This window comes from Brevibacillus laterosporus LMG 15441 (assembly GCF_000219535.2).
Lineage (GTDB): Bacteria > Bacillota > Bacilli > Brevibacillales > Brevibacillaceae > Brevibacillus_B > Brevibacillus_B halotolerans.
In genome coordinates this window covers 4,589,942-4,612,464 of record NZ_CP007806.1, presented here as the reverse complement: position 1 = coordinate 4,612,464, position 22,523 = coordinate 4,589,942, and the positions used below count along the sequence as shown (strand labels likewise).

Sequence of the window (22,523 nt, the reverse complement as noted above, 5' to 3'; positions counted from 1 at the left end):
GAAAGACTCCTTTTTAATATGCCGATTTTTCTACACATTGCTTTCAAAAATTCTGCTTGGGATTTCCCAAAAACCAGCTACAATATATGTGAGACGATACAATAAGAGAAATGATTATAGGGGGTTAGTGTAATGCGGATACTGATGGTAGGTGCGGGTGCAATTGGTGGATATTTTGGATGTCGTTTAGTGGAGAGTGGCAGGGATGTTACTTTTCTTGTACGTCAAAAACGTAAGGAACAACTAGAAGAGCGAGGTCTAGTTATCCAAAGCGTAAATGGCGATTCCACAGTCCAAACCGCCTTATTAGTAGCTGGAGAAGAAGCGCCCCCTTTTGATGTCATTATGTTATCGCCAAAAGCATACCATCTGGAGGATGTAATCAATGATATTGCTCCCTTTGTGGGTGAGGATACGATGATTATCCCGCTTTTAAATGGAATTGCTCATATGCAGCCATTACAGGAGCATTTTGGGGCAGAAAAGGTATTGGGCGGATTGTGTTTTATAGAAACAACGCTAAGCGCTGACGGGGATATCGTCCAAACTAGTAAGGCTCACAGGCTCGTTTTTGGGGAATGGAATGGTGGCACGTCCGAGCGAGTAGAGCGATTATATGAGTATGTAAAAGGAGCGAATGCGAGCTTCGAATTATCCTATAACATTCAGCAGGAGGCTTGGCAAAAATATTTATTTATTACGATGCTCTCAGGCATTACCACCTTGATGAACTCCGCAGTAGGACCAATTCGCGATTCTCCATTTGGAATCGAGCTAACGAAACAAGTAACAGAGGAATGTGTGAGAGTCATGATGGCGGTTGGCGCACCTATCTCTGCTGACATGGTAGATCGTGTGATGGAGACTTTTAAGCAACAAGGCTATAAAATGAAATCCTCCATGCTACGGGATATGGAAAAACGTCTGCCAATTGAAGGAGAGCATTTGCAGGGGTACTTGCTACATCTTGCCGAACAGCAGGGAATAGAAACACCAATGCTGCGAATTGTTTATAATAACGTAAGAATTTATGAACAAAAGCGTCAAAGCACATTCTAATGTTATAATAAGGGGCAGAAAAGGAGGGCTATGCTGAAATGGAAGTTGTAAAAATTGCTCCCCGTGGTTATTGCTATGGCGTAGTGGATGCCATGGTACTGGCTATTAAAACGGCAAAAAATCAAAATGTGCCGCGCCCTATCTACATTTTGGGAATGATCGTGCATAATGCGCATGTGACTGAAGCCTTTGAACGTGAAGGAGTTATCACGTTGGATGGAGAAGATCGTCTAGCGCTTTTAGATAAAATTGATCACGGAACCGTTATCTTCACGGCTCATGGAGTATCGCCAGAAGTCCGCAAAAAGGCGAAGGAAAAAGGTCTGACGGTTGTGGATGCTACTTGTCCTGATGTAACGAAAACGCATGATCTCATTAAAGAGAAGGTGGAGGAAGGCTACCATATTCTCTATATTGGTAAAAAGGGACACCCTGAGCCAGAGGGAGCCATTGGGATAGCGCCTGATCGTGTTCATTTGGTTCAGACGCTGGAAGATTTGCAAAACGTCCACATTACGACTGACAAATTGGTGGTCACCAACCAAACAACGATGAGCCAATGGGATGTCAGACACATTATGGAAGCCATTGTAAAGAAATACCCTTCGGTAGAGGTGCACAATGAAATATGCATGGCTACACAGGTTAGACAGGAAGCAGTAGCAAAACATGCTGGTAAAGCAGAGGTAACGATCGTTGTAGGTGACCCTCGAAGTAATAATTCCAATCGTTTAGCGCAGGTTTCAGAGGAGATTGCGGGGATTCCGAGTTATCGCATTTCTGATCTGTCTGAGCTTAATATTGAGTGGCTGAAGGGTAAAAAGAGTGTATCTGTTACTGCGGGTGCATCTACTCCGACACCATTAACAAGGGAAGTTATTGCTTTTCTTGAACAGTTTGATGAGCTTGATCCTTCTACGTGGGAAAAAGTACGGACAGTTAATTTCGGTAAGCTATTACCTACCGTAAAGGAAGAGAAAAAAGAGTAAAAGTAGCAATCTGATACAAAAACAGCTTCTTCGGTAATTCCGATTGAAGCTGTTCTTTATGTGGAAAGTAGAGGAGAAAACTGCATGAACAGCAAAAATAACCAGCATACTTTTACAAACGAAAGCGCTTCAAATGCTTATGTAGCCTTAGGTGGGCTTTATATCTTTTTGTATTACGCTATGGGTGCTTACTCGCCTCTACTAACAGAGTACTTTAAATCTATTCATTTAACTGGAGTTGAAATTGGTACGCTTAGTTCGATCACTCCTGTAGTATCCTTGCTGCTACAGCCCGTTTGGGGAATGATTTGTGATCGCTTTCAGGTTCGGAAAAAGGCGCTGATTCTAGCACTTATCGTTGTAGCCTGCGTCTCATTTTTGTTTACCTTTATTCATTCGTACGCATGGGTGTTTTTTACCATTGCGTTCTGGTCTGTTTTTCAATGCGCGGCTATCCCGATTTCAGATAGCTTAACACTTAGCTATGTAAGCAAGCGCTCCATGCATTTTGGCAGTATTCGTTTATGGGGAGCGATTGGATTTGCTATTGCCGCTTTTCTTACTGCCTTGGCTGTTCAGCAGTGGGGTCCATCTGCTATTTTTTACAGCACAGGATTTGCTTATTTTATCGCTGTACTCTTTTTGATCAGAATTCCCGATGAGCGAATTGAGCGAAAGGCGATCACGCGTAATAGCTTTAAAGAGGCTGGGACGCTTTTTAAAGGTCCACGCTTTATCCTCTTTCTCGTCTCTACATTTTTCGTATTTGGTCCAATGACTGCTCATAATACCTGGTTTAATCTATACTATCAGCATATCGGTGGAGAGATTGCCACATTAGGACTTGCTTTTTTACTGTTTGCAGGTAGTGAAGTACCTTGTATGAAGCTGGCATCAAGCCTTGTCAAAAAAATAGGTCTGGAGCAAACACTCTTATTTGCTTGCCTTGTTTCTGGTGTCAGGTGGTTTTTCTACGGATCAGCTCCTAGTACGACAATTGTCTTAAGCTTATTTTTCCTACAAGGATTATCAGTTGGGCTATTCCTCGCTACGGCTGCTCAATATGTACGGGATAATACACCGCTTGCCTTGCAGGTAACAGCTCTAGCCCTATTTGCTTCATTTGGACAGGGATTAGGCTCCATGGTTGCTAATTACACAGCAGGCTGGGTTATGGAATATTACGGTATTTTGCGTACGTATACATTCTTTGGGATTTCTACCTTACTCGGAATCATCCCTTTATTGCTCATCTGTTATGGTCCTTGGAAGCGCCGTTCAGAAGAGATTGCTGCAAAATAAGATTCAAGGTTAGAATCGGAAACAATATAATTGAAAACCGACTGAAAGGCGCATGTTAGAAGGCCCTTTCAGCCGGTTTTTTTATGTTTGAAACGTGATTAGAAAACAAAAAAGGAGAAAGAGAATTCAATTTTTTACGTTATACCTTATGATATAAAGCGCTGCTACACGATACCACTTACAATAATTGACAATCATCAGAGCTGTGATTTATACTCGCCTTACAGAATGAAAATTCATTCCGCAAAGGAGTACAGGATGTGTCGGAATCTAAACGCGATTTAATCATGAAAGCTGCACTAATTCTTTTTGAGGAACGAGGCTTTGATGGGACAACAGTTCCGATGATTGTAGAGAAAGCGGGAGTTGGTGCCGGTACTCTTTATCGGTATTTCGAAAATAAGGAGTCGCTCGTCAATACCTTGTTTCAAGAATGTGTAATGGATTTGCTAGAGACTGTAAAAAAAGGATATCCCCATTCTTCTGAAGATGTATATGAGCAATTTCAACACATTTCCAATCAGGTGATTAGCTATTTATTGAACAACATGTATGCATTATTGTTTCTTGATTCACATGCGAATAGGCATTATCTGGACGAGGCTAGTCGCCAATCCTACAATATGCTACGGGATTTCTTTATTGACTTTATTCATCAGGGCCAACAAAAGAACATCATTCGCCCACTACCTGCTGAAGCATTGCTTACGATCGTTGACGGTGCCTTTATTGCTTTAAATAAGGCCATTCGATTTTGTGAAATTAAGAATCCATCAGAATTAATTGCAGGTGTACAAGAAGCATGCTGGGATGCGGTCAGAATTCATTAATTCAGACCCCTCTTATCAAAACGGAATGAATATTCATTCCGAGCCCAAGTCAGTTTTCACAATCTAACAGATTTAAAATATAGGAGTGATAAGAACATGAATGCTACCGTACAAAAAAGGTTTTGGATTCTACTCATACTCTCCCTCTCGATGATCGTGATGACGGCATGCAGTAAAGATAAGGAAGCAACTGTTCAACCGCAGGGGGCGAAAATAGTTGTAGCAGAGGCAATTAAAGCGAAAACATTTAAAGAGATGAGTGAGCTTTCCGGAACGCTTGCTCCCAAGGAAGAAACAACGTTATCTTTTGAAGTAGCAGGAGAGGTCAAGTCCCTACCATACAAAGAAGGAGATCAAGTAAAAAAAGGGGACATTTTGGCCCAGCTTGATTCCACAGATTACTCTCTCCAGCTAGCTTTGGCCGAGGCTCATGTATATGGTGCGAATGCTAATTTGGCTAAAGTAAAAAACGGCTTCAGAGAACAAGAGGTTCAGCAAGCAAAAGTAGCGGTTGATGCAAAGAAAATCTTGCTGGAAAAGGCACAAAAAGATTACATACGCATGGAGCAACTCTATAAGAGTGGTGCGATCCCTCAAACTGAGCTTGAAAATGTCAAAAATGCACTTGAACTTGCTAAAAAAGACTTTGCCTCGGCCCAGCAATCCTACTCGCTTGTAATGGCAGGAGCTCGGGCGGAAGATATAAGCTCGACCCAAGCGAACTACCAGGGCGCTGTTGTTGGTCGAAATCAGGCCGCAGCCACTCTAGCAAAAACACAGATAAAAGCTCCGATTACGGGAACAGTACTATCAAAATTAGTGGATGTGGGACAACTGGCGAGTCCGGGCGTTCCTGTTTACCGTATCGGCAACATTACCCAATTGAAAACAGTTTTACCCGTACCTGACAGGGATATATCCGCCTGGAATGTAGGAGATACAGTCGAATTTACACTGTATGAGCAAAAACGAACAGGAAAGGTCTCAAAAATCTATCCGGCCACCAATGAGCAGACAGGTACGATCAGTGTAGAAGTTGTGATTGATAATACAAAGCATGACTGGTTTCCCGGACAAGTAGTGAGTGCTAAGCGCGCCTTGTTACAAAAAGAAGGAATTTTTGTGCAGGTCGAAGCTGTTTTTAGCCGAGGGTCCGGTCCTTTCGTTTATGTGATAAAAGATGGTAAAGCCAGAAAGACGCCTGTTGCCATTGGCCAGTACGTTGATAACTTTTTGGAAATTACATCAGGGCTTCAAGCAGGAGATATGCTGATTACGAAAGGTGCTGACCGATTGCTCGACGGTGACATTGTTGCCGTGGGAGGGGGCAAACAGCATGATTGAGTATTTCATCAAAAAGCGAAAAATAACGCTTGTCTTCTTTACGATGGTGGTGCTGATCGGGATATTCGTCTCCCTCTCACTTCCTAAGCAGGAATCACCAGACACCATTGTCAGTATGGCTACGGTTACAACCATTTACCCAGGGGCCACTCCAGAAAAAATGGAACAAACCGTAACAAAGAAATTGGAAGGAAAGATCAATGAGGTTCAAGGCATCAAATCAATTAGCTCCGAATCCCGTTCTGGAATATCCCTTATTACCGTTCGGTCAGAGAGTAAAGTCGAACCGAAAAAGGTATTTGAAGAACTGCGGAAAAAAGTGAAAGATGCTGAGGCTGATTTACCTGAGGAAGCGGAGCAACCAATCATTAATGATGACATGAGTCGTACGTTTATCCAGACCTTTCAAATTACGGCAGAATCATTTGAGGAAATCCTTCAGCTACGCGATACACTTGATCTTTGGAAGGATCAGCTTCGTACCATACCTGGTGTTTCAGATGTCTCTATACTCGGTCTGCCAAAACAGGAACTAAAAATATATGTAAATGCCCAAAGATTGCAACAATACAAAATTTCCTGGACGCAGGTAATGAATGCTGTTCGAACGAAAAACGAAACGACGCCACTTGGGGACGTTAACGTTGACACCCGTAAATATCAGCTTACCTTACCTGTTAGCTACAAGGCTGACACATTCAACAAAGTAATTGTAACCCGTACAAAAGAAGGAGTGCCTGTTTATCTTCAGGATATCGCGACGATTTCAGACAGTACCAAAAGACTTGAATATCAAACCTATTATAACGGGAAGCCTGCTGTGACGGTCAGCATAAATGCCGAATTGGGAAGCGATGTTCCTGGTGTTCAGAAAGCCATTGATCAAAAGCTAGAAACGTTAGAAAAGAATCTTCCTTCGTGGGCAAAAAAAGAACCTGTTTTTTCCCAGATGGATCGAATTGATGAGCTTTTCTCCGGACTGTTTCACGAGATGCTGATTGCCATTGTGGCCGTTCTTTTCATATGCACGCTAGGCCTGAACCTGACGACCTCCATGATGGTGGCATTGGCGATTCCAATCTCATTGGCAGCAGGGATGGCTGTCCTTCCCTTCTTTGGAATTACACTCAACCAGATGACAATCTTCGGGCTTATCATTGTACTTGGTATTCTAGTGGATGATGCAGTAGTGGTGAATGACAATATCGAGAGAAGGCTGTCTGTACTGGGGGAAGATGCGTATACGGCTTCCGTACTTGGAACCAAAGAGGTCTCGGTTTCGATTATCACAGCTACTCTCGCTACGGTCTCGGCGTTTGGGCCAATTATTTTTCTTCCTGGAGATGCGGGGCACTTTATCTTTCCCGTTCCGGTGATCATCATCTTTACGATGCTAGCCTCAATGCTCATGTCACTTACGATAGTTCCTATTTTTAGAGAATGGAACCAGAGACGGAACAAAAAACAGACAAACTATCAAAAGCCAGCCGGTCTATTAGGCAAACAAATCAATTCCTTGATCCAGTGGTATGGAGATCGCGTCATGCCGATTATGCTGAAGAATCCATTAAAAACAGGAGTCACTGGGGTATTGATAGCAACCGTGTTTTATGGACTGATTACATTTATACCCGTTCAACTTTTTCCAGATGATGACAGGCCACAGATGGTTGTCAACATTAGCACGCCTATTGGCAGTAATTTGCAGGAAACAGATCGAATTGTTCAGGGTGTTACAGAGTGGATTCAGAAGCAACCGCATATTGAAAAGGTCTCTGCTTTCTTAGGTGGAAATGGGCCACAGATGATTCCGAGTGCACCACCTGTCGGATCAGGAGAAAATATGGCACAATTGGTGATTACATTTGATAATAAGCAGATGGATTCAAGAAAAATTCTGGAGCCGTGGATGGTACAGTTTAAACAGATGTACCCAGAAGCAAATATTATTCCTTATAGTGTAAAGGCCGCGATGTATACAGGAAGTCCGGTAGCCATTCGGGTGTATGGAGACGATTTGCATCAGCTATACGCCATTTCGGAGCAAATAAAACAACTGATTGCCGAGACGAAGGGAACCTATAATATAAACGATACTCTGGGTAACGAGCAATATTCCTTGCAATTCAATGTGAATCAAGGAAACATGGATAAGAAGCTGATCAGTGAAGCTGACTTAACACGGACATTACGTCTGATTAGCCAAGGAATTCCTATGGGACAATTTGATAATGGAAAAAATTTAGTTGATCTCACTCTGCTTGCGGATCAGTCGGGAATGACGACTCAGCAAGTCTTTCAACAGCTCACGGTTCCCAACGTTCAGGGGCAGCTCATTCCTGTCTCTCAGATAGCGGAAATGAAGCCAACCTTATCATTACAGAATATACCTCGCTACAATTTATCACGCAGTGTTACGATTACAAGTGATGTAGGAGATCGGACTGCCGATGATGTGATGAGAGAATTGAAAGAGAAGATGGAGAAGCTAGAATTACCAGCAGAGTATGCATGGAATGTAACTGGTGAAACAGAAGAGGAAACTGATATTTTACTTGATTTAGGAATGCTTGCGGTTGTAGCTGTTTTCCTCATTTTTCTCTTGATTGTCATACAGTTTAATTCATTATCCATTCCTATTTTGGTCATGAGTACGGTCTATTTGGCGATTTCTGGCAGTCTAATCGGGTTATTTATTACAAGAACACCAATCGGATTTATGACAGTGGCGGGCTTTATCTCCTTGTCTGGGATTGTTGTGCGAAATGGGATTGTCTTGATTGAGTTTATCGAGGAGGCAAGACATACTGGTGTTGAACTGAAGGAAGCAGTTATTGGAGCTGGTAAAGCCCGATTGAGACCGATCCTGTTAACATCTGTGGCAGCGATAGCAGGGCTTACACCAATGGCGATTACGGGCAGCGTGATGTTCAAACCGCTCGCTATTACCATCATTTCTGGTTTGTTGTTCTCTATGCTACTAACACTGATTGTGGTTCCATCTTTGTACACGGTTCTTGCAATTGGCAAGCAACGGAAAGTAGCAAGAAAGAAGGCTCGGGAACAGATAAATAGCCAACAGGTTGAAAAGTCATTGTAAGTCAAGGCTTCCTCAGTGTCATAAAAAAGTAAAAAGGAATGGATAGCGAGTCAAATGATTTATGACTGCTATCCATTCTTTTTTGCGTGTCTTTACAAGTCTACGATAAGCTTTTCGTTGTTGATTAATGGTTATATGGGAATTGAGTTGAATATCCGCTAAATTGCTGATGAGCTTGTGTTACCTTTTGCTGATCTGCTGCTTCAAGCTTATACCAGCCCTTTTGAAACATACAATTATATAATTCACGGGCTGACTGATGAGTTTCCGTTAATAATTGCATATAGGCTTCATGTAATTGCTGGTGACTTGCTTCTCGCACTGCATCATTTAGGCTATCAGTTAAATATTTGCAGGTGCTAAGCGCATCATTGATATAATCGCGATCGTTCATTTCAGGGCCTTTGACCTTTGGCAATTGATTGGATTGCGGATTCGCAATTTGTTTGTTTTGCATGAGGAAAACTCCCTCCCTTTCCTAGAAATTATTGCATCTGTGGCAACGTTTTGATGACATTTGTATTATTGATAGTTAGGTGTGTTAACAGTTGTTCATAATGCATTTGGTGCATGTAGCCCGTTTTGTTTAACAAATCTTTAATCTGAGGGTCCTGTACCTGCTGTGCGAAATAATGCAGCTTCTTAAAGGCGTTTAACTCCCAGGACATAGCATCCTTTAGGTAAGATAAATCCTTGCCCGTAATGACTGTAGGCGGAGTAGGGAATGGAATTTGTTGATTTTGGGCGTTGGCTAATTTAGAAGAGATGGTTTGCATAGTGGAAAGCCTCCTTTCAAATCTGGACAGTTTACAGGGATAGCTTTTGTTTGAACAGAAGGTTTCATACAAGACAAAAAATGCCCTTTCCAAAGCCAAATCGGCCTGTTAGGAAAGGGCTGTGATGTATGTATTTTCATGCTTGATCGGGTATGTTTACTTTGAGTTGTCGTTTGTAGCTTGGATGAATTGCAAAGCGATTATTTCAAAGTCGATGCTGGCTGGAGCGATGAATAAGAAGTATTCTAGCTCCTCCTGTAATTGATGCTGTAGCTCAATTAACCGAGAACGTAAATCTTCTCCAAGCTTTGCTTGTACAGATAGTGCTACCTCAAGGCGAGGCATGGCTTGAAATGTATAATCCACCCTGTGCACTTTCACGACAGTGCTATTTCGATAGCAGGCCTGCTGTACCAGTTTCCGCAGTACCTGTTCATGAATTTGAATCCGGCCTTGGGAAAAGGAAGGTTGAACAACTGTGGTTTCACCCATGTGTTTTTTAGAGGCAAAGATTTGCCATGCTGAATCAACAATCCGTTTAAATAAATCCTTCTCCACTTCTACGCGTGGAATAGGAATTACGTGCTGACCCATTGTTTCACGAACATAGCGGGCTGCTTCAATCTCTTTTTCAGGTTTAATCGCTTCTATTGGGATGTATTCCGTTACTTCCGGCAAATCGAGCGCAGTGATAATCTTTCCAATCATCCGTGTTGAGGTGCCTAAAATTAAAATCTTCTCAATAGGAAGCTTGTGCAGAACGCGCTGTACTTCATCCACATGATCTGAAAAATGAAAGATAGCGCGTTTTACTGCACGAATTTTTGTCTTTTCATATTTAGCTGAGTAGCCTGCAACCTTACGACCTTGATAGATAAGAATTCCATCATCAATGATGGCATCAATGTGACGTGAGTGAGCGAGACTTAATGCACTGGTGCTTTTACCTGTACCACTAGGGCCATAGAGAGCATATACTTGCACAAACTTCCCTCCTCCACTTTTTTATTCAGTATAGCATGGATTAATCAAGCGCAGGGAGAAAAGCGGGGTGCCGAATAGAAGCACAGCGAAATCGCTTTTAGAAGTCTGAGATGACTTTTTTACCGATAAGGCGCCCCTAGCTCTCGTGCTCGCTCAGTAGCTCGCAGAATGGCTTCTGTTATGGCTTGTTTAAAGCCGTGCGACTGCAATACCTCTAGGCCTGCCTGTGTAGTTCCGCCTGGACTAGTTACTTTTTTACGCAGGACCGCTGGCTCTTCCTTGGTCGCGATCAACATGTGAGCGGCGCCAAGCAATGTTTGTACGGTTAGCTCCCGGGATATCTCTTGGGAAAGACCTGCTTGCTGTCCAGCACCCTCCATGGCTTCCACAAGATAATAAATATAAGCAGGCCCACTCCCAGATAAGCCAGTGATAATATCTAATTCTTGTTCGAAAACGATACACACATGACCGATTGCTTGAAATAAACATTCTGCTATAGCCAGATGTTGCTCAGACGCAAATTTACCAGCAGCTATTCCAGTTGCGGATAAACCTACGGCTGAAGATGTGTTTGGCATCGCACGAATGATTGGACATTCGACGCCAAGCCATTCCTGAATAGAGGAAGTAGGGACTCCGGCAATGACAGAGATAATCAAATGATCAGGAGTTACGTACTCACGCAGGGTCTGGCATGCTGAGGCGACGTCCTTTGGTTTCATTCCCAAAATGATCACTTGAGACTGTAGAAGCATAGTTGATAAATCACGAGTTGGGGTCACTCCGTACTGTTCTTGTAGTTCACGGAGCCTAGCATCATCTGAATGATTAGTCACATAGATGCTATTTGCAGGTAGTAAATGTTTAGCTGTGATACCTTTTACAATGGCTTCTACGATGGAACCTGCTCCCATAAAACCTACGTGAAGTTGTTGGCATATCTGGTTAGCTTGATGATCGTTCATGAGAGAGATCTCCTTTCGTAAATAACGATTACCTTGTTTGTCCGTTTCCTAAGACACGATATTTAATAGAAGTCAATGTTGTTAGACCCATCGGACCGCGAGCATGCAATTTTTGTGTGCTAATTCCAATTTCAGCTCCAAAGCCAAATTCTCCACCATCTGTAAAACGTGTAGAAGCATTATGATAAACAACAGCAGCATCTACGGCTTGCAAGAAGCGTTCTGCTTGCGTTTGATCCTCAGTCAAAATTGATTCCGAGTGCTTGGTTCCATAAGTAGCGATATGTTCCAAGGCCTCATCTATATTCGTAACCGTTTTAACAGCAAGAATGGTGTCTAGGAATTCAGCATGCCAATCCGGTTCGGTAGCTAAGACAAAGCGATCGCGTAGCTCTGGGTGGGAAGCCATTGTTCCTTCGCATACGCGTAGCTCTACGCCTGCATCTAGCAGGGATGTCAAAAGAGCTGCGGATTGATCATGTCCAAAATCTTGATGGATGAGTAGGGACTCAAGAGCATTGCATACAGCAGGACGACTTAGCTTAGCATTTTGTACGATAGCTTTGGCCATAGCCGAATCAGCGGATTGATCAATGAAGATATGGCAATTACCTACTCCGGTCTCAATAACAGGCACAATGGAGTTTTTCACAACACGATTGATTAGGGATGCTCCTCCACGTGGGATGATCACGTCGATAATTCCATGGAGGCTGCACATCACATCTACCGCTGCCCGATCGGTCGTAGCAAGATACTGAACCGCTTCATGTGGCAGTCCAAGATTTTGAAGGGCGGTTTGAATACTTTTTACCAAAGCTAGGTTAGAACGAGTGGTTGAGGCACTACCGCGCAGTACAACGGCATTTCCTGTTTTTAGTGAAATGGCGGCCGCATCTACTGTAACATTTGGACGTGCTTCATATATCATACCGACTACCCCTAGTGGTACACGCACGGAACGAATGGCCAAGCCGTCCTTTTGAACCCACTCCGCAGTTGTTTCGCCAATAGGATCAGCAAGAGCAGCTAAATCCTCTAGGCTATCAGGTAAGGCAGTAATTCGTTCGGGTGTTAGACTAAGACGATCAATTAAGCTCGTAAGCTGTCCACTTTCAATTGCCTTGTCAACATCCTGTTTATTTTCAGTTAAAATATAAGCTTGATCAGCTAAAAGCTGTTCTTTTATAGCGCGTAATGCAGCGTTCTTTTGTTCGCTGGTCAAAAGTGCCAACTTTCGTGAGGCTACTTGAGCTAGTTTTGCCTGCTTCGTAACCTGATCAATCACCTGCTTGGAGGCTACATTCGTTTGGTGGTTTCCTTCTCTCATGTTTCCCGCTCCTTTTTCTTGCTTATTTTATATGAGATGAGGCAGAGATACCCATTGATCTCGATGAATAGCTTCTGTAAAAGGTTTTTCCCTCTGTGGGTCACTGATGATTTGGCGCAGTAGTTCACTATCATAGCGACAGACACCTCGACCAATTAAACCAGTAGGGGCATACACTTCAACAACATCCCCCTGTGAAAAATCACCCTCTACACTGGTAATTCCCGCTGGTAGCAGACTGCTCTTGCGTTGCTGAATCGCTTCTTGGGCCCCAGCATCTACATGCAAGCGACCGGCGATAGCGGAATGCAGGGCAATCCACTGCTTCTGTGTAGAAACACTCTCGCGCTTTTCAGCAGCATGAGTAGTAGAGGTGTCCAAATTTATTCCGCCAAAATCTCCAATATAGGTTCCTTCTCCTGTCCCATTAATGACATGCAATAAACTATCCTTGGAGGATAACCGTCCGATAAAGGTACGCGTGCCTACATTTAAGGCCGTTTCAGCAGCAATTACCTTGGATTGCATTCCTCCAGTACCAAGAGATGAACCTGAACCGCCAGCTACTGCTTTGATTTCATCTGTAATGGTAGCGACCTTGTCGAACCGCTTTGCGTCAGGATTATTTCTTGGGTCTTTATTATAAATACCATCAGTATCAGTCAAAATGATGTAGATGTCAGCATGCAGCATACCAGCCACTAATGAACCTAACATATCGTTATCGCCGAACGTTAACTCGGCAACAGAGACAGTATCGTTCTCGTTAATGATAGGAGTGATGTTGCGTGAAAGGAGTAGGGACATCGTTTGAAACGCATGACGGTATCGTTCCTGATTAGAGAAGTCACTGCGAGTCAACAGAATCTGTGCGATATGATAGTTATAGGCAGCAAACAAAGCTGAGTAATGCTCCATCAAAATACTTTGTCCGATAGCTGCTGCGGCTTGCTTAGCTACGATGGTTCGCGGTCGTTGTTCATAGCCTAGCAGGCAATATCCACTTGCTACAGCTCCCGAACTCACGAGTACGACCTCGTGTCCTTCACCACGCAGAGCTGCAATGGCGTCTACCAAGAGACTCATTTTTTGTTGGTCGCAGCCGCCTTGTTTTTTTGCTAAGGAACTGCTTCCTACTTTCACCACAATGCGCATTTTTCCGGTCTGATTCATGTTGATCTGCTCTCCTTTTTCATCTCTAACAAACAAAAAAACCTTCCATCCTTAGAAAAACATAAGGACGAAAGGTTTACTTTCGCGGTACCACCTTAATTAAATGCCGAACCAACCCTTACATGGATCGACATCTATCTTTACACTTAAGAAAGCCATACATGGCCGATAAGCGCTTTCCTTGATAACAGGGGAAAGAATCCTGTCTAGGTCATCCCTAGCCGCTCTGGGATGGGTTCAAGCTGTTTCATGCACGCGATCTTCCAGCCAATGGATCGCGTTCTCTGGAGCAGAAAGGGGGCTTTACTATTTCCCTTCAAAGCGATGAAGTATGATTATTTACATCATTATGATGGGGAGGACGGGAAAATGTCAAGGGACGTTACTGGAAATTTTCTTGTCCATATATGCCAGAGCGTTTTGTTATTTCGTACCGTTTGGATTCCTGATCCCGTCCTAAGTGATACCTCACAAGCGAGCTAGAGGATGCAACAGTAGGTGAAATTCCAGAAACCTCAACAATCAAACCGCTATTTTCAACGGAGACCTTCATATTCTGAGTAGAGATAAATACAGGATAGCGTTTTGTCGAAGTAGACAAATAAACATGTCCATCAACGATTTTTGTATCCAAATGATCGTACAGGGCAACAGCTAATGGTCTGCTCCAATACTGCTGAAAGAAAGCGAGAATCCCATCTCTGGTATGATAAGGCTTTGGAAGCTGTCGATAAATGAGCCCATCTTCTTTAATCTCTTTGCCATCAGGAAGGGTAGCGGCAGCATATTCTAAATCATTAATGACCTGTTCGGCTTTTTGTAAGAATACGGACACATCATTGAGATTTGTTTCCATATGAGCTATTGCTGTCGTTTGCCATTTAGTCTGTTCCTTTTTGGTACTGGCTGTTTTTATGTGATCTGATTTTTTAGCAGTTGTAGCAGAATCGTCCTTGGATTTATTGGTAGCACCTTTTGATTTGACTGTTTTCTCAGCCTTTTGGCTCTGTTCCTTTTCACTGGTATTCTTTGATTGCTCTGGTGGTTTACCACCTTTACATCCCGTTGCACCAGTTATAAGCAGAGCTATTACCAACGGAATATACCAATTTTTGTGCATAAAAAAGCACCTCGTTTCTCCTTTTTTGCTAGCTTTTGAGTAGGAAGTCGATTTCAAACCCGTTAGATTTTACTAAAAAAGGGCATGGAGGAAGGAGGAGATGGTTATGATAAGACAATATTGAAACGAGAAAAGGGAAAAAAGAACGACGAGGGGTTGTTTGTTGGCTGTTTTCCCACTATCATAAAAGGGATAAGCATTCGAAAATAGGGGGAAGCCCCGGTTTATTTGAGGTGGTAATAACGCATGTTCGGATTTGGAAATAAACAAAGAAAATTAATGACGTATGACGTATTGCTGGTAAAAACAAAAGATGGCAGAGGCCGTGACTTTTTCCAAGTCGCTTTTCACAGCTCTCAGGCCGCTGATATTATGAGTATGATTACGAAGCTGGAGAAATCCAAATACAATTCAACAGAATATCTAGGTGAGCTTGGTGATTTTAAGATTATTACGCATTATGAAGGGGTAGAAAGCATCAACATTCATGACACTGTAGACCCTGATTCGACACCTATTCAAATTCAAGATTTCGCAAATATGATGCTCCGTCGTTTTGAAATGCTTCAAGAAGCTGGCAAGCTGGAAGAAACAGAGGAGTTAGCTTTCTTTATGGGCGAATTAACTATGCTGCGCGATGAATCCTTTACATCATTATAGAATCTAACCAAATAGTGATGAAATTCAGAAAATAGGATTGCAAGGTATGGTTATTTGGTTTACAATGAATCTGAACAAGTACTTTTTTGGTAGTAAATGTCAACATTCCACAGAATCGAAAAAATAAGGCGATTTTTGTGGAATGTTTTTATAGGCAGATAATGAATGAGCATTCATTCAAGATGAAAAACGACACCAAATCTGCCTACCTGCTAAAATCAAGCCATGATACGGCATATGAAGGAGGAGACTTCATGGAACGCAAAATTAACAAAGCTGCGGTCTTGGGATCAGGGGTCATGGGAGCTGGTATTGCAGCCCATTTGGCTAACGTAGGTATCCCTACTTATCTGCTGGATATCGTACCGCGTGAACTGACGGAGGAAGAGAGCAAAAAGGGATTGACGCTGGATCACCCAGCCGTTCGTAATCGTATTGCACAAGCGGGTCGTGATCGACTGCTAAAGGAAAAGCCGGCGCCTCTGTATGATAAAGATTCCATCTCCCTCATCACAGTAGGCAATTTGGAGGATGATCTAGACAAACTAAGAGAAGTGGATTGGATCATCGAGGTTGTTGTCGAGAATGTAGATGTGAAAAAGCAGGTATTTGCTAAAATAGAAGCGTATCGCAAACCTGGCGCGATTGTGTCCTCTAATACCTCAGGTGTTTCCATCAATGAAATGTGTCAGGATTGTTCAGAAGAGTTCAAAAAATCCTTCCTGGGAACGCACTTTTTTAATCCCCCTCGTTACTTAAAGCTCTTAGAAATTATCCCAGGTGAGCATACTGATCCAGCTTTAGTTGAATTTATGATGCATTTTGGAGAATTTGTACTCGGAAAAGGAACTGTTCTTTGTAAAGATACACCTAACTTTATCGCCAACCGCGTAGGTACATATGGTCTGCAAGTGTCCATTCAGGAAATGCTACGTCTTGAGTTAGGAGCAGATGAAATAGATGCTCTTACAGGTCCAGTAATTGGTCGTCCAAAAAGTGCGACGTTCCGAACCTTGGATGTGGTGGGTTTGGATACGTATGTGCACGTTGCAAAAAATGTTCGCGATAAAGCTACAGACGAAGCTGAAAAAGCCATGTTTGAAATTCCTGAGATCCTTACCAAGATGGTGGAAAATCGCTGGTTAGGTCAAAAGGCAGGTCAGGGCTTCTTTAAGCAGGAGAAAACAGCAGCAGGAAAAGAGATTTTAGTCTTGGATACGAAGACGTTGGAATATAAGCCAAGGGTAAAAGCGAAGTTTGCTTCATTGGAGGCGGCTAAGCAAGCCAAAACATTGCCACAAAAATTGCAGGCAATTGTGTATGGAAAAGATAAAGGCAGCGAATTTTTATGGAACGTATTGAAAAAGACAATGCTGTATGCAGCCGCAAAAGTACCAGAGATTGCAGATGACATTGTTTCAGTAGATAAAGCAATGAGATGGGGTTTTGGTTGGGAGCTAGGTCCCTTTGAAACATGGGATGCCATAGGTCTTGAAAAATCAGTAGCTCGCATGAGAGAAGAAGGTGAAACCATTCCAGCTGTGGTAGAGGAGCTATTGGCTAGTGGAAAAACCTCATTCTATGAAAAAGCGGAAGGAAAGGTTGCTGCTTTTCATATCGGCGGAGCCTTTAGAGAACTAGAAGAGAAAAAGGAAGTCATTAATCTAGCCGCTCTAAAAGAACAGGGCAAGGTGGTTGTCAAAAATGCAGGTGCATCCTTAATTGATTTAGGCGATGGAGTTGCTTGCTTTGAATTTACCACCCCGCATAATGCGCTAGGCGTAGATATTTTGCAAATGTTCAATAAAGCAGCAGATGAAGTAGAGAAAAACTTCACTGGTATGGTGATCGGAAACCAAGGTAAGAACTTCTGTGTCGGATTAAACCTAGCGATGGCATTAATGGAGGCACAGGACGAAAACTGGTTTGAGCTAGATATGCTGGCTAAGAAATTCCACAACACCGTTAACCGAATACGTACAATGCCTCGTCCGGTAGTAGCTGCGCCGTTCGGAATGACGCTTGGTGGCGGAGTAGAGATTTGTTATATGGCTGATCAGGTGCAAGTAGCAGCGGAAACCTATCTGGGCTTTGTAGAAGTAGGCGTTGGTGTATTGCCTGGAGCGTGTGGTACCAAAGAAATGCTCTTTAGAGCGATGGAAAACATCCCAAGCGGAACTCCTACTCCTGTCGATGCCTTCCCATTTGTAGCACGAGCATTTGAAACCATTGCCATGGCGAAAGTATCCACCAGCGGTAAGGAAGCAATCAAATTAGGGTATATGCGCCCAACCGATCGCGTTTCAATCAATCAGGATCATCTGTTATATGATGCTAAACAAGCGGTACTAGAGCTTGATAAACGCGGATATACAGCTCCTGTTGAACGCCGGATTCCAGCTATCGGAACGACAGGATTTGCCTCATTACGCCAAAATATCTATGGATTGCGTGAAAGCGGCATGATCAGTGAGCATGATGAACTCATTGCAACGAAAATCGCTTATATCATGTCTGGGGGAGATGTCCCAGCAGGTACACAGGTTAACGAAACGTATATTCTTGAACTTGAGCGCCAAGGCTTCCTTGAATTAATCAAAACCCAAAAGACCCAACAGCGCATGCAGCATATGCTTGCTAAGGGAAAACCGTTGCGTAACTAAACGAGCGTCGGAAAAGAAGGAGGAGAAAGCATGAGAGAAGTAGTCATCGTGGCTGGGGCACGTACGGCTGTAGGTAAGTCAAAGCGCGGCTCATTAAAGGATGTTCATCCAGTTGATCTGGGCGCATATGTTGTAGAGGATTTGCTTCGCCGTGTTCCGAATCTGGACCCGGCGTTGATTGAGGATATAATTATTGGAAATGCAGTGCCAGAAGCGGAGCAAGGAACCAATATGGCTCGTTTAATCGGTCTTCGAGCTGGATTGCCGACCAATGTATCAGGGATTACGATAAATCGTTTTTGTTCGTCTGGTTTACAAAGTATTGCTTATGCGGCCCAACAAATCATGTGCGGTGGTGCTGATGTCATCATTGCAGGTGGTGTGGAAAGCATGAGTCTTGTACCGATGGTGGGGAATAAGGTAGCTTTGAACCCAACCTTGGTGGAAACGATGCCAGAAGCATACATGGGCATGGGACATACGGCAGAGAGAGTAGCACAGCGCTATGGCATTAGTCGTGAGGATCAGGACCAGTTTGCGGTAAGAAGCCATCAACGTGCGGCGGAGGCGATTGCGGCTGGTAAGTTTAAAGATGAGATAGTCTCAGTGCCAGTGAAGCAGGTATTTGTGGATGAGAACGGTAAACGTCATGAGAAAGAATTTGTGTTTGATACGGATGAAGGTGTACGCACTGACACAAATGTTCAAACCTTAGGAAAATTACGACCAGCCTTTCATATAAAAGGAAGCGTTACAGCGGGTAACTCGTCTCAAACTAGCGATGGCGCTGCCGCCGTTCTCGTGATGTCTAGAGAAAAAGCAGACGAATTGGGCATTAAGCCAATCGCTAAGTTCCATTCCTTTGCAGTAGGTGGAGTTGATCCTGATGTCATGGGAATTGGTCCAGTTGTTGCTGTTCCAAAGGCCCTGAAGCAGGCTGGGCTTAGCCTTCAGGATGTAGATTTGTTTGAGTTAAACGAAGCATTTGCCTCGCAATCCTTAGCTGTTATTCGTGAGCTGGGCATTGATGCTGAGAAGTTGAATGTTAACGGTGGTGCAATCGCATTAGGACACCCATTAGGATGCACAGGTGCCAAATTAACGGTATCTCTACTAAACGAGATGAAGAGACGTCAGTCAAAATACGGTGTTGTAACAATGTGTATCGGTGGCGGTATGGGTGCTGCTGGGGTGTTTGAGGTTCTGTAAAAAAGATGTTTGTGATTCTGTGAAAAATTGTAATCTTCCAAAGCATGAATAGCTTGATCGTTAAATATGGAAAGGAGAAATGAAACATGGCAGATGTAAAAGAAATTGTACGCGGTGGAAGCTTTTTGATCGAAGCAGGTTTAGCAGAAGATGTATTTACACCAGAGGATTATACAGAAGAACAAAAAATGATTGCGAAAACCACAGAAGAATTTGTGGTTAACGAAGTTTTACCTCACTTGGAGGAGATTGAACAACATCATTTTGATCATTCGGTTCGCCTGTTAAAGGAAGCAGGAGAATTAGGGCTGTTAGGTGCAGATGTTCCAGAAGAGTATGAGGGGCTTGGACTTGATAAAATGAGCTCTGCGTTAATTACAGAAAAAATGGCACGTGCACGTAGCTTTGGCCTAAGCCATGGTGCTCATGTAGGGATTGGTTCCCTGCCAATCGTATACTTTGGCAACGATGATCAAAAGCGTCGGTACCTGCCTGATTTGGCATCGGGTCGTCGTCTAGCGGCCTATTGCTTAACAGAGCCGGGTTCTGGTTCGGATGCATTGGGTGCTAAGGCAACAGCGCGTCTATCTGAGGATGGCACGCATTACCTGTTAAATGGAGAAAAGCAATGGATCACCAATGCTGGATTTGCTGATGTATTTGTAGTCTATGCCAAAATCGATGGTGAGCATTTTACAGCGTTTATTGTAGAACGTGATTTCCCTGGCGTATCATTTGGACCAGAAGAGAAAAAAATGGGGATAAAAGGCTCCTCAACACGCACCGTTATTTTTGAGGACGCTAAGGTACCGGTCGAAAACTTATTGGGTGAGCAGGGCAAAGGTCACGTCATTGCGTTTAATATTTTAAACGTTGGTCGTTATAAACTAGCGGTAGGGACAGTAGGCTCTGCAAAACGTGCATTAGATATTGCGACAGAATATGCAAAAGAGCGTAAACAATTTAAAACGCCAATTGCTAACTTCCCACTTATTCAAAATAAATTAGCTTCTATGGCAGCAAAAGTATATGCGTCTGAAAGCTCTGTATACCGTACAGTAGGGATGTTTGATTCCTCCCTGTCAAGCTTGGGAGAAAAAGCAAATGATGGCCGTGAAGTAGCAAAAGCAATTGCTGATTATGCGATCGAATGCTCGATCAACAAGGTGTTTAGTTCCGAGGTATTGGATTTCTGTGTGGATGAAGGCGTGCAAATCCATGGTGGATATGGCTTTATGTCCGAGTATGAAATCGAGAATATGTATCGTGACTCTCGCATTAATCGTATTTTTGAAGGTACCAATGAAATTAACCGCTTATTAATTCCGGGCACATTGGTTAAAAAAGCAATGAAAGGCGAATTGCCTTTGTTGCAGGCAGCATCAGGCTTACAGGAGGAGCTGATGAGCTACTATCCTAGTGAGCTAGAAGAAGCTCCTTTGGCTGTTGAAAAGCATCTGCTGGAGATGACACGCAAAATCATTTTAATGGTTGCAGGCTCAGCTTTAATGAAGTACCAAAAACAATTGGATCAAGAGCAAGAGCTACTAGCGATTGCGGCTGACATGCTAATAGAGCTATATGCGATGGACAGTGCCGTGAAGCGCACAGAAAAAGCAATCGCCAAAAATGGAGCAGATAAAGAACAGCACAAGCTGAACCTGACAACAGTGTTTGTGCATGAGGCTTTCGATCGTATCGAGCAAGGAGCGAAGGAAGCGTTAGCGGGAATGGAAGAGGGAGACGACCTCCGTTTACGCTTATCTATTCTTAAAAAATTGACACGTCGTGACCCAATCAACAGCATTGGCTTAAAACGCCAAATCGCGGCTCACGTATTAGAGAAGAATGGCTACGCAGTATAAAAGCATATAGCTTGAGCCTAAAAAAGGTTGCCAAGGAAGTCGGCAACCTTTTTTTACTTTTTCTTTTTTACATCCTTTTGGGTGGAAGCACGATAGTTAGCGCAAGAATTTCGCTCGACTAATTTGAAAGGGATAATAATGCGCTTGGTAGGTTCATCAGGTTGTTCAAGCTTCTCAATCAAGCATTTTCCAGCCTGATATCCCAGTTGAAAGATTTGAATATCTACTGAGGTGAGCGGCGGCTGAGAGATTTCCGTGATCAGAGCATTATTAAAACTAATAAGAGACACATCTTGAGGCACGTTAACCCCTATCTCGTTTAGGACTCGCAAAATGCCCAAGGCCATCATGTCATCCGTCACGATCAGGGCAGTCGGTCTGTTAGGCAAATTCATTAGTTCAATCGCAGCTTCCTCACCGCCTTCACGCAGGACTTTTTCTCGAACAATATATTCGTTATGTAGGGTGAGGGAAGCTTGGGTGATGGCTTGTTTATAGCCTTCTAAACGGTCAATGGTTACCACCATGTCAGGTGAACCACCAACAAACGCGATTCGTTCATGCCCCTTTTTGATGAGGTACTCGGTGATTTCCTTCGCTGCTGAATAATTGTCGTTATCGACATGATTAATGGCATCCATGTCCGTATGTGGTTTTCCCACCATTACAAAGGGAAAATCTCGTTCTTTTAGATAATTGGTGACGCGATCGTTAATTTTGGAATAAAGCAGAATCAATCCATCTACTCGACCACCTTGAACCATTCTCACAACGCCATCATACAATTCCGCTTCCGTTTCCCCGGTGGACATACAGATAGCGTACTCGCGGCTATGGGCAATTTTGCTGATACCTCGGATCACTTCAGGAAAGAAAGGATTTTGGAAGATCCGATCTGTTGAATCAGGCATTACCAGCCCAATGGTTTGTGAGGATTTGCTAGCAAGACTCCGAGCCTGATAGTTAGGATGATAACCGAGTTGTTCCATGGCTTTTCGAACACGCTGCTTTGTTTTTTCGCTAATGCGAGGATGGTTGGCAACGACACGAGAGACTGTAGATGGTGCTACATTTGCCGCCCTTGCTACATCTTTAATTGTTACCCCCATGCGTTACCATCCCTTTCCACTTCATTTTTCATTATGATCTCT

18 protein-coding genes are annotated in these 22,523 nt (G+C 43.3%); 10 read left to right on the top strand and 8 right to left on the bottom strand.

The annotated features are described in order from the left end of the window. The first annotated feature begins 132 nt into the window (after nt 1-132). From BRLA_RS20345 to BRLA_RS20320, 6 genes are all read left to right on the top strand, one after another. On the top strand, nt 133-1,059 hold the full coding sequence (locus tag BRLA_RS20345) for a ketopantoate reductase family protein (RefSeq protein WP_003334492.1): 927 nt from the start codon (nt 133-135) through the stop codon (nt 1,057-1,059). Between the two features lie 38 nt (nt 1,060-1,097). Then, nucleotides 1,098-2,048, top strand: a complete 951-nt coding sequence (locus BRLA_RS20340; RefSeq protein WP_003334493.1) for a 4-hydroxy-3-methylbut-2-enyl diphosphate reductase — start codon at nt 1,098-1,100, stop codon at nt 2,046-2,048. Between the two features lie 84 nt (nt 2,049-2,132). Beyond that, complete coding sequence (locus BRLA_RS20335; RefSeq protein WP_003334494.1) at nt 2,133-3,350, top strand: MFS transporter; 1,218 nt, start codon at nt 2,133-2,135, stop codon at nt 3,348-3,350. Nucleotides 3,351-3,610: 260 nt separating this feature from the next. Beyond that, a complete protein-coding gene (locus BRLA_RS20330) occupies nt 3,611-4,180 on the top strand; it encodes a TetR/AcrR family transcriptional regulator (protein ID WP_003334495.1) in 570 nt (189 codons plus the stop codon). A gap of 96 nt (nt 4,181-4,276) precedes the next feature. Continuing rightward, nucleotides 4,277-5,524: an efflux RND transporter periplasmic adaptor subunit gene (locus tag BRLA_RS20325; protein ID WP_003334497.1), complete on the top strand. Its 1,248-nt coding sequence runs from the start codon at nt 4,277-4,279 to the stop codon at nt 5,522-5,524. After that, nucleotides 5,517-8,624, top strand: a complete 3,108-nt coding sequence (locus BRLA_RS20320; protein ID WP_003334498.1) for an efflux RND transporter permease subunit — start codon at nt 5,517-5,519, stop codon at nt 8,622-8,624. The genes BRLA_RS20325 and BRLA_RS20320 overlap by 8 nt, the downstream gene beginning before the upstream one ends. A 124-nt stretch (nt 8,625-8,748) precedes the next feature. Here the strand turns inward: BRLA_RS20320 and BRLA_RS20315 are convergent, their stop codons facing one another. The 7 genes from BRLA_RS20315 to BRLA_RS20285 form a co-directional block, all read right to left on the bottom strand. Further along, nucleotides 8,749-9,081, bottom strand: coding sequence for a spore coat protein (locus BRLA_RS20315; protein ID WP_003334500.1), 333 nt, complete (start codon nt 9,079-9,081; stop codon nt 8,749-8,751). A 28-nt stretch (nt 9,082-9,109) separates the two neighbouring features. Continuing rightward, the gene (locus BRLA_RS20310) at nt 9,110-9,400 is read right to left on the bottom strand and encodes a hypothetical protein (RefSeq protein WP_003334501.1); all 291 of its coding nucleotides are present in this window, start codon (nt 9,398-9,400) and stop codon (nt 9,110-9,112) included. A 156-nt stretch (nt 9,401-9,556) separates the two neighbouring features. Then, the gene (locus tag BRLA_RS20305; RefSeq protein WP_003334502.1) at nt 9,557-10,384 is read right to left on the bottom strand and encodes a nucleoside/nucleotide kinase family protein; all 828 of its coding nucleotides are present in this window, start codon (nt 10,382-10,384) and stop codon (nt 9,557-9,559) included. 119 nt (nt 10,385-10,503) lie between these two features. Beyond that, complete coding sequence (gene proC / locus BRLA_RS20300; protein ID WP_003334504.1) at nt 10,504-11,352, bottom strand: pyrroline-5-carboxylate reductase; 849 nt, start codon at nt 11,350-11,352, stop codon at nt 10,504-10,506. Nucleotides 11,353-11,380: 28 nt separating this feature from the next. Next, a complete protein-coding gene (locus BRLA_RS20295; protein WP_003334506.1) occupies nt 11,381-12,682 on the bottom strand; it encodes a glutamate-5-semialdehyde dehydrogenase in 1,302 nt (433 codons plus the stop codon). 27 nt (nt 12,683-12,709) lie between these two features. Next, nucleotides 12,710-13,855 (bottom strand): glutamate 5-kinase, encoded by a 1,146-nt coding sequence (proB, locus tag BRLA_RS20290; RefSeq protein WP_003334509.1) that lies wholly within the window; start codon nt 13,853-13,855, stop codon nt 12,710-12,712. Between the two features lie 382 nt (nt 13,856-14,237). After that, a complete protein-coding gene (locus BRLA_RS20285; RefSeq protein WP_003334510.1) occupies nt 14,238-14,975 on the bottom strand; it encodes a hypothetical protein in 738 nt (245 codons plus the stop codon). A gap of 246 nt (nt 14,976-15,221) precedes the next feature. On the opposite strand from BRLA_RS20285, the gene BRLA_RS20280 reads away from it, so the two are divergent. The 4 genes from BRLA_RS20280 to BRLA_RS20265 all read left to right on the top strand — a co-directional run bounded on the left by BRLA_RS20280 (nt 15,222) and on the right by BRLA_RS20265 (nt 21,372). Beyond that, nucleotides 15,222-15,635 carry a hypothetical protein gene (locus BRLA_RS20280; protein ID WP_003334513.1) on the top strand — a complete coding sequence of 138 codons (414 nt, stop codon included), beginning with the start codon at nt 15,222-15,224 and terminating at the stop codon, nt 15,633-15,635. A 254-nt stretch (nt 15,636-15,889) separates the two neighbouring features. Then, nucleotides 15,890-18,298, top strand: coding sequence for a 3-hydroxyacyl-CoA dehydrogenase/enoyl-CoA hydratase family protein (locus BRLA_RS20275; protein WP_003334514.1), 2,409 nt, complete (start codon nt 15,890-15,892; stop codon nt 18,296-18,298). A 30-nt stretch (nt 18,299-18,328) separates the two neighbouring features. Beyond that, nucleotides 18,329-19,507, top strand: a complete 1,179-nt coding sequence (locus BRLA_RS20270) for an acetyl-CoA C-acetyltransferase (RefSeq protein WP_003334515.1) — start codon at nt 18,329-18,331, stop codon at nt 19,505-19,507. A gap of 86 nt (nt 19,508-19,593) precedes the next feature. Continuing rightward, the gene (locus BRLA_RS20265; protein ID WP_003334516.1) at nt 19,594-21,372 is read left to right on the top strand and encodes an acyl-CoA dehydrogenase family protein; all 1,779 of its coding nucleotides are present in this window, start codon (nt 19,594-19,596) and stop codon (nt 21,370-21,372) included. A 53-nt stretch (nt 21,373-21,425) separates the two neighbouring features. Here the strand turns inward: BRLA_RS20265 and BRLA_RS20260 are convergent, their stop codons facing one another. Beyond that, on the bottom strand, nt 21,426-22,481 hold the full coding sequence (locus tag BRLA_RS20260) for a LacI family DNA-binding transcriptional regulator (RefSeq protein WP_003334517.1): 1,056 nt from the start codon (nt 22,479-22,481) through the stop codon (nt 21,426-21,428). Between the last annotated feature and the right edge of the window lie 42 nt (nt 22,482-22,523).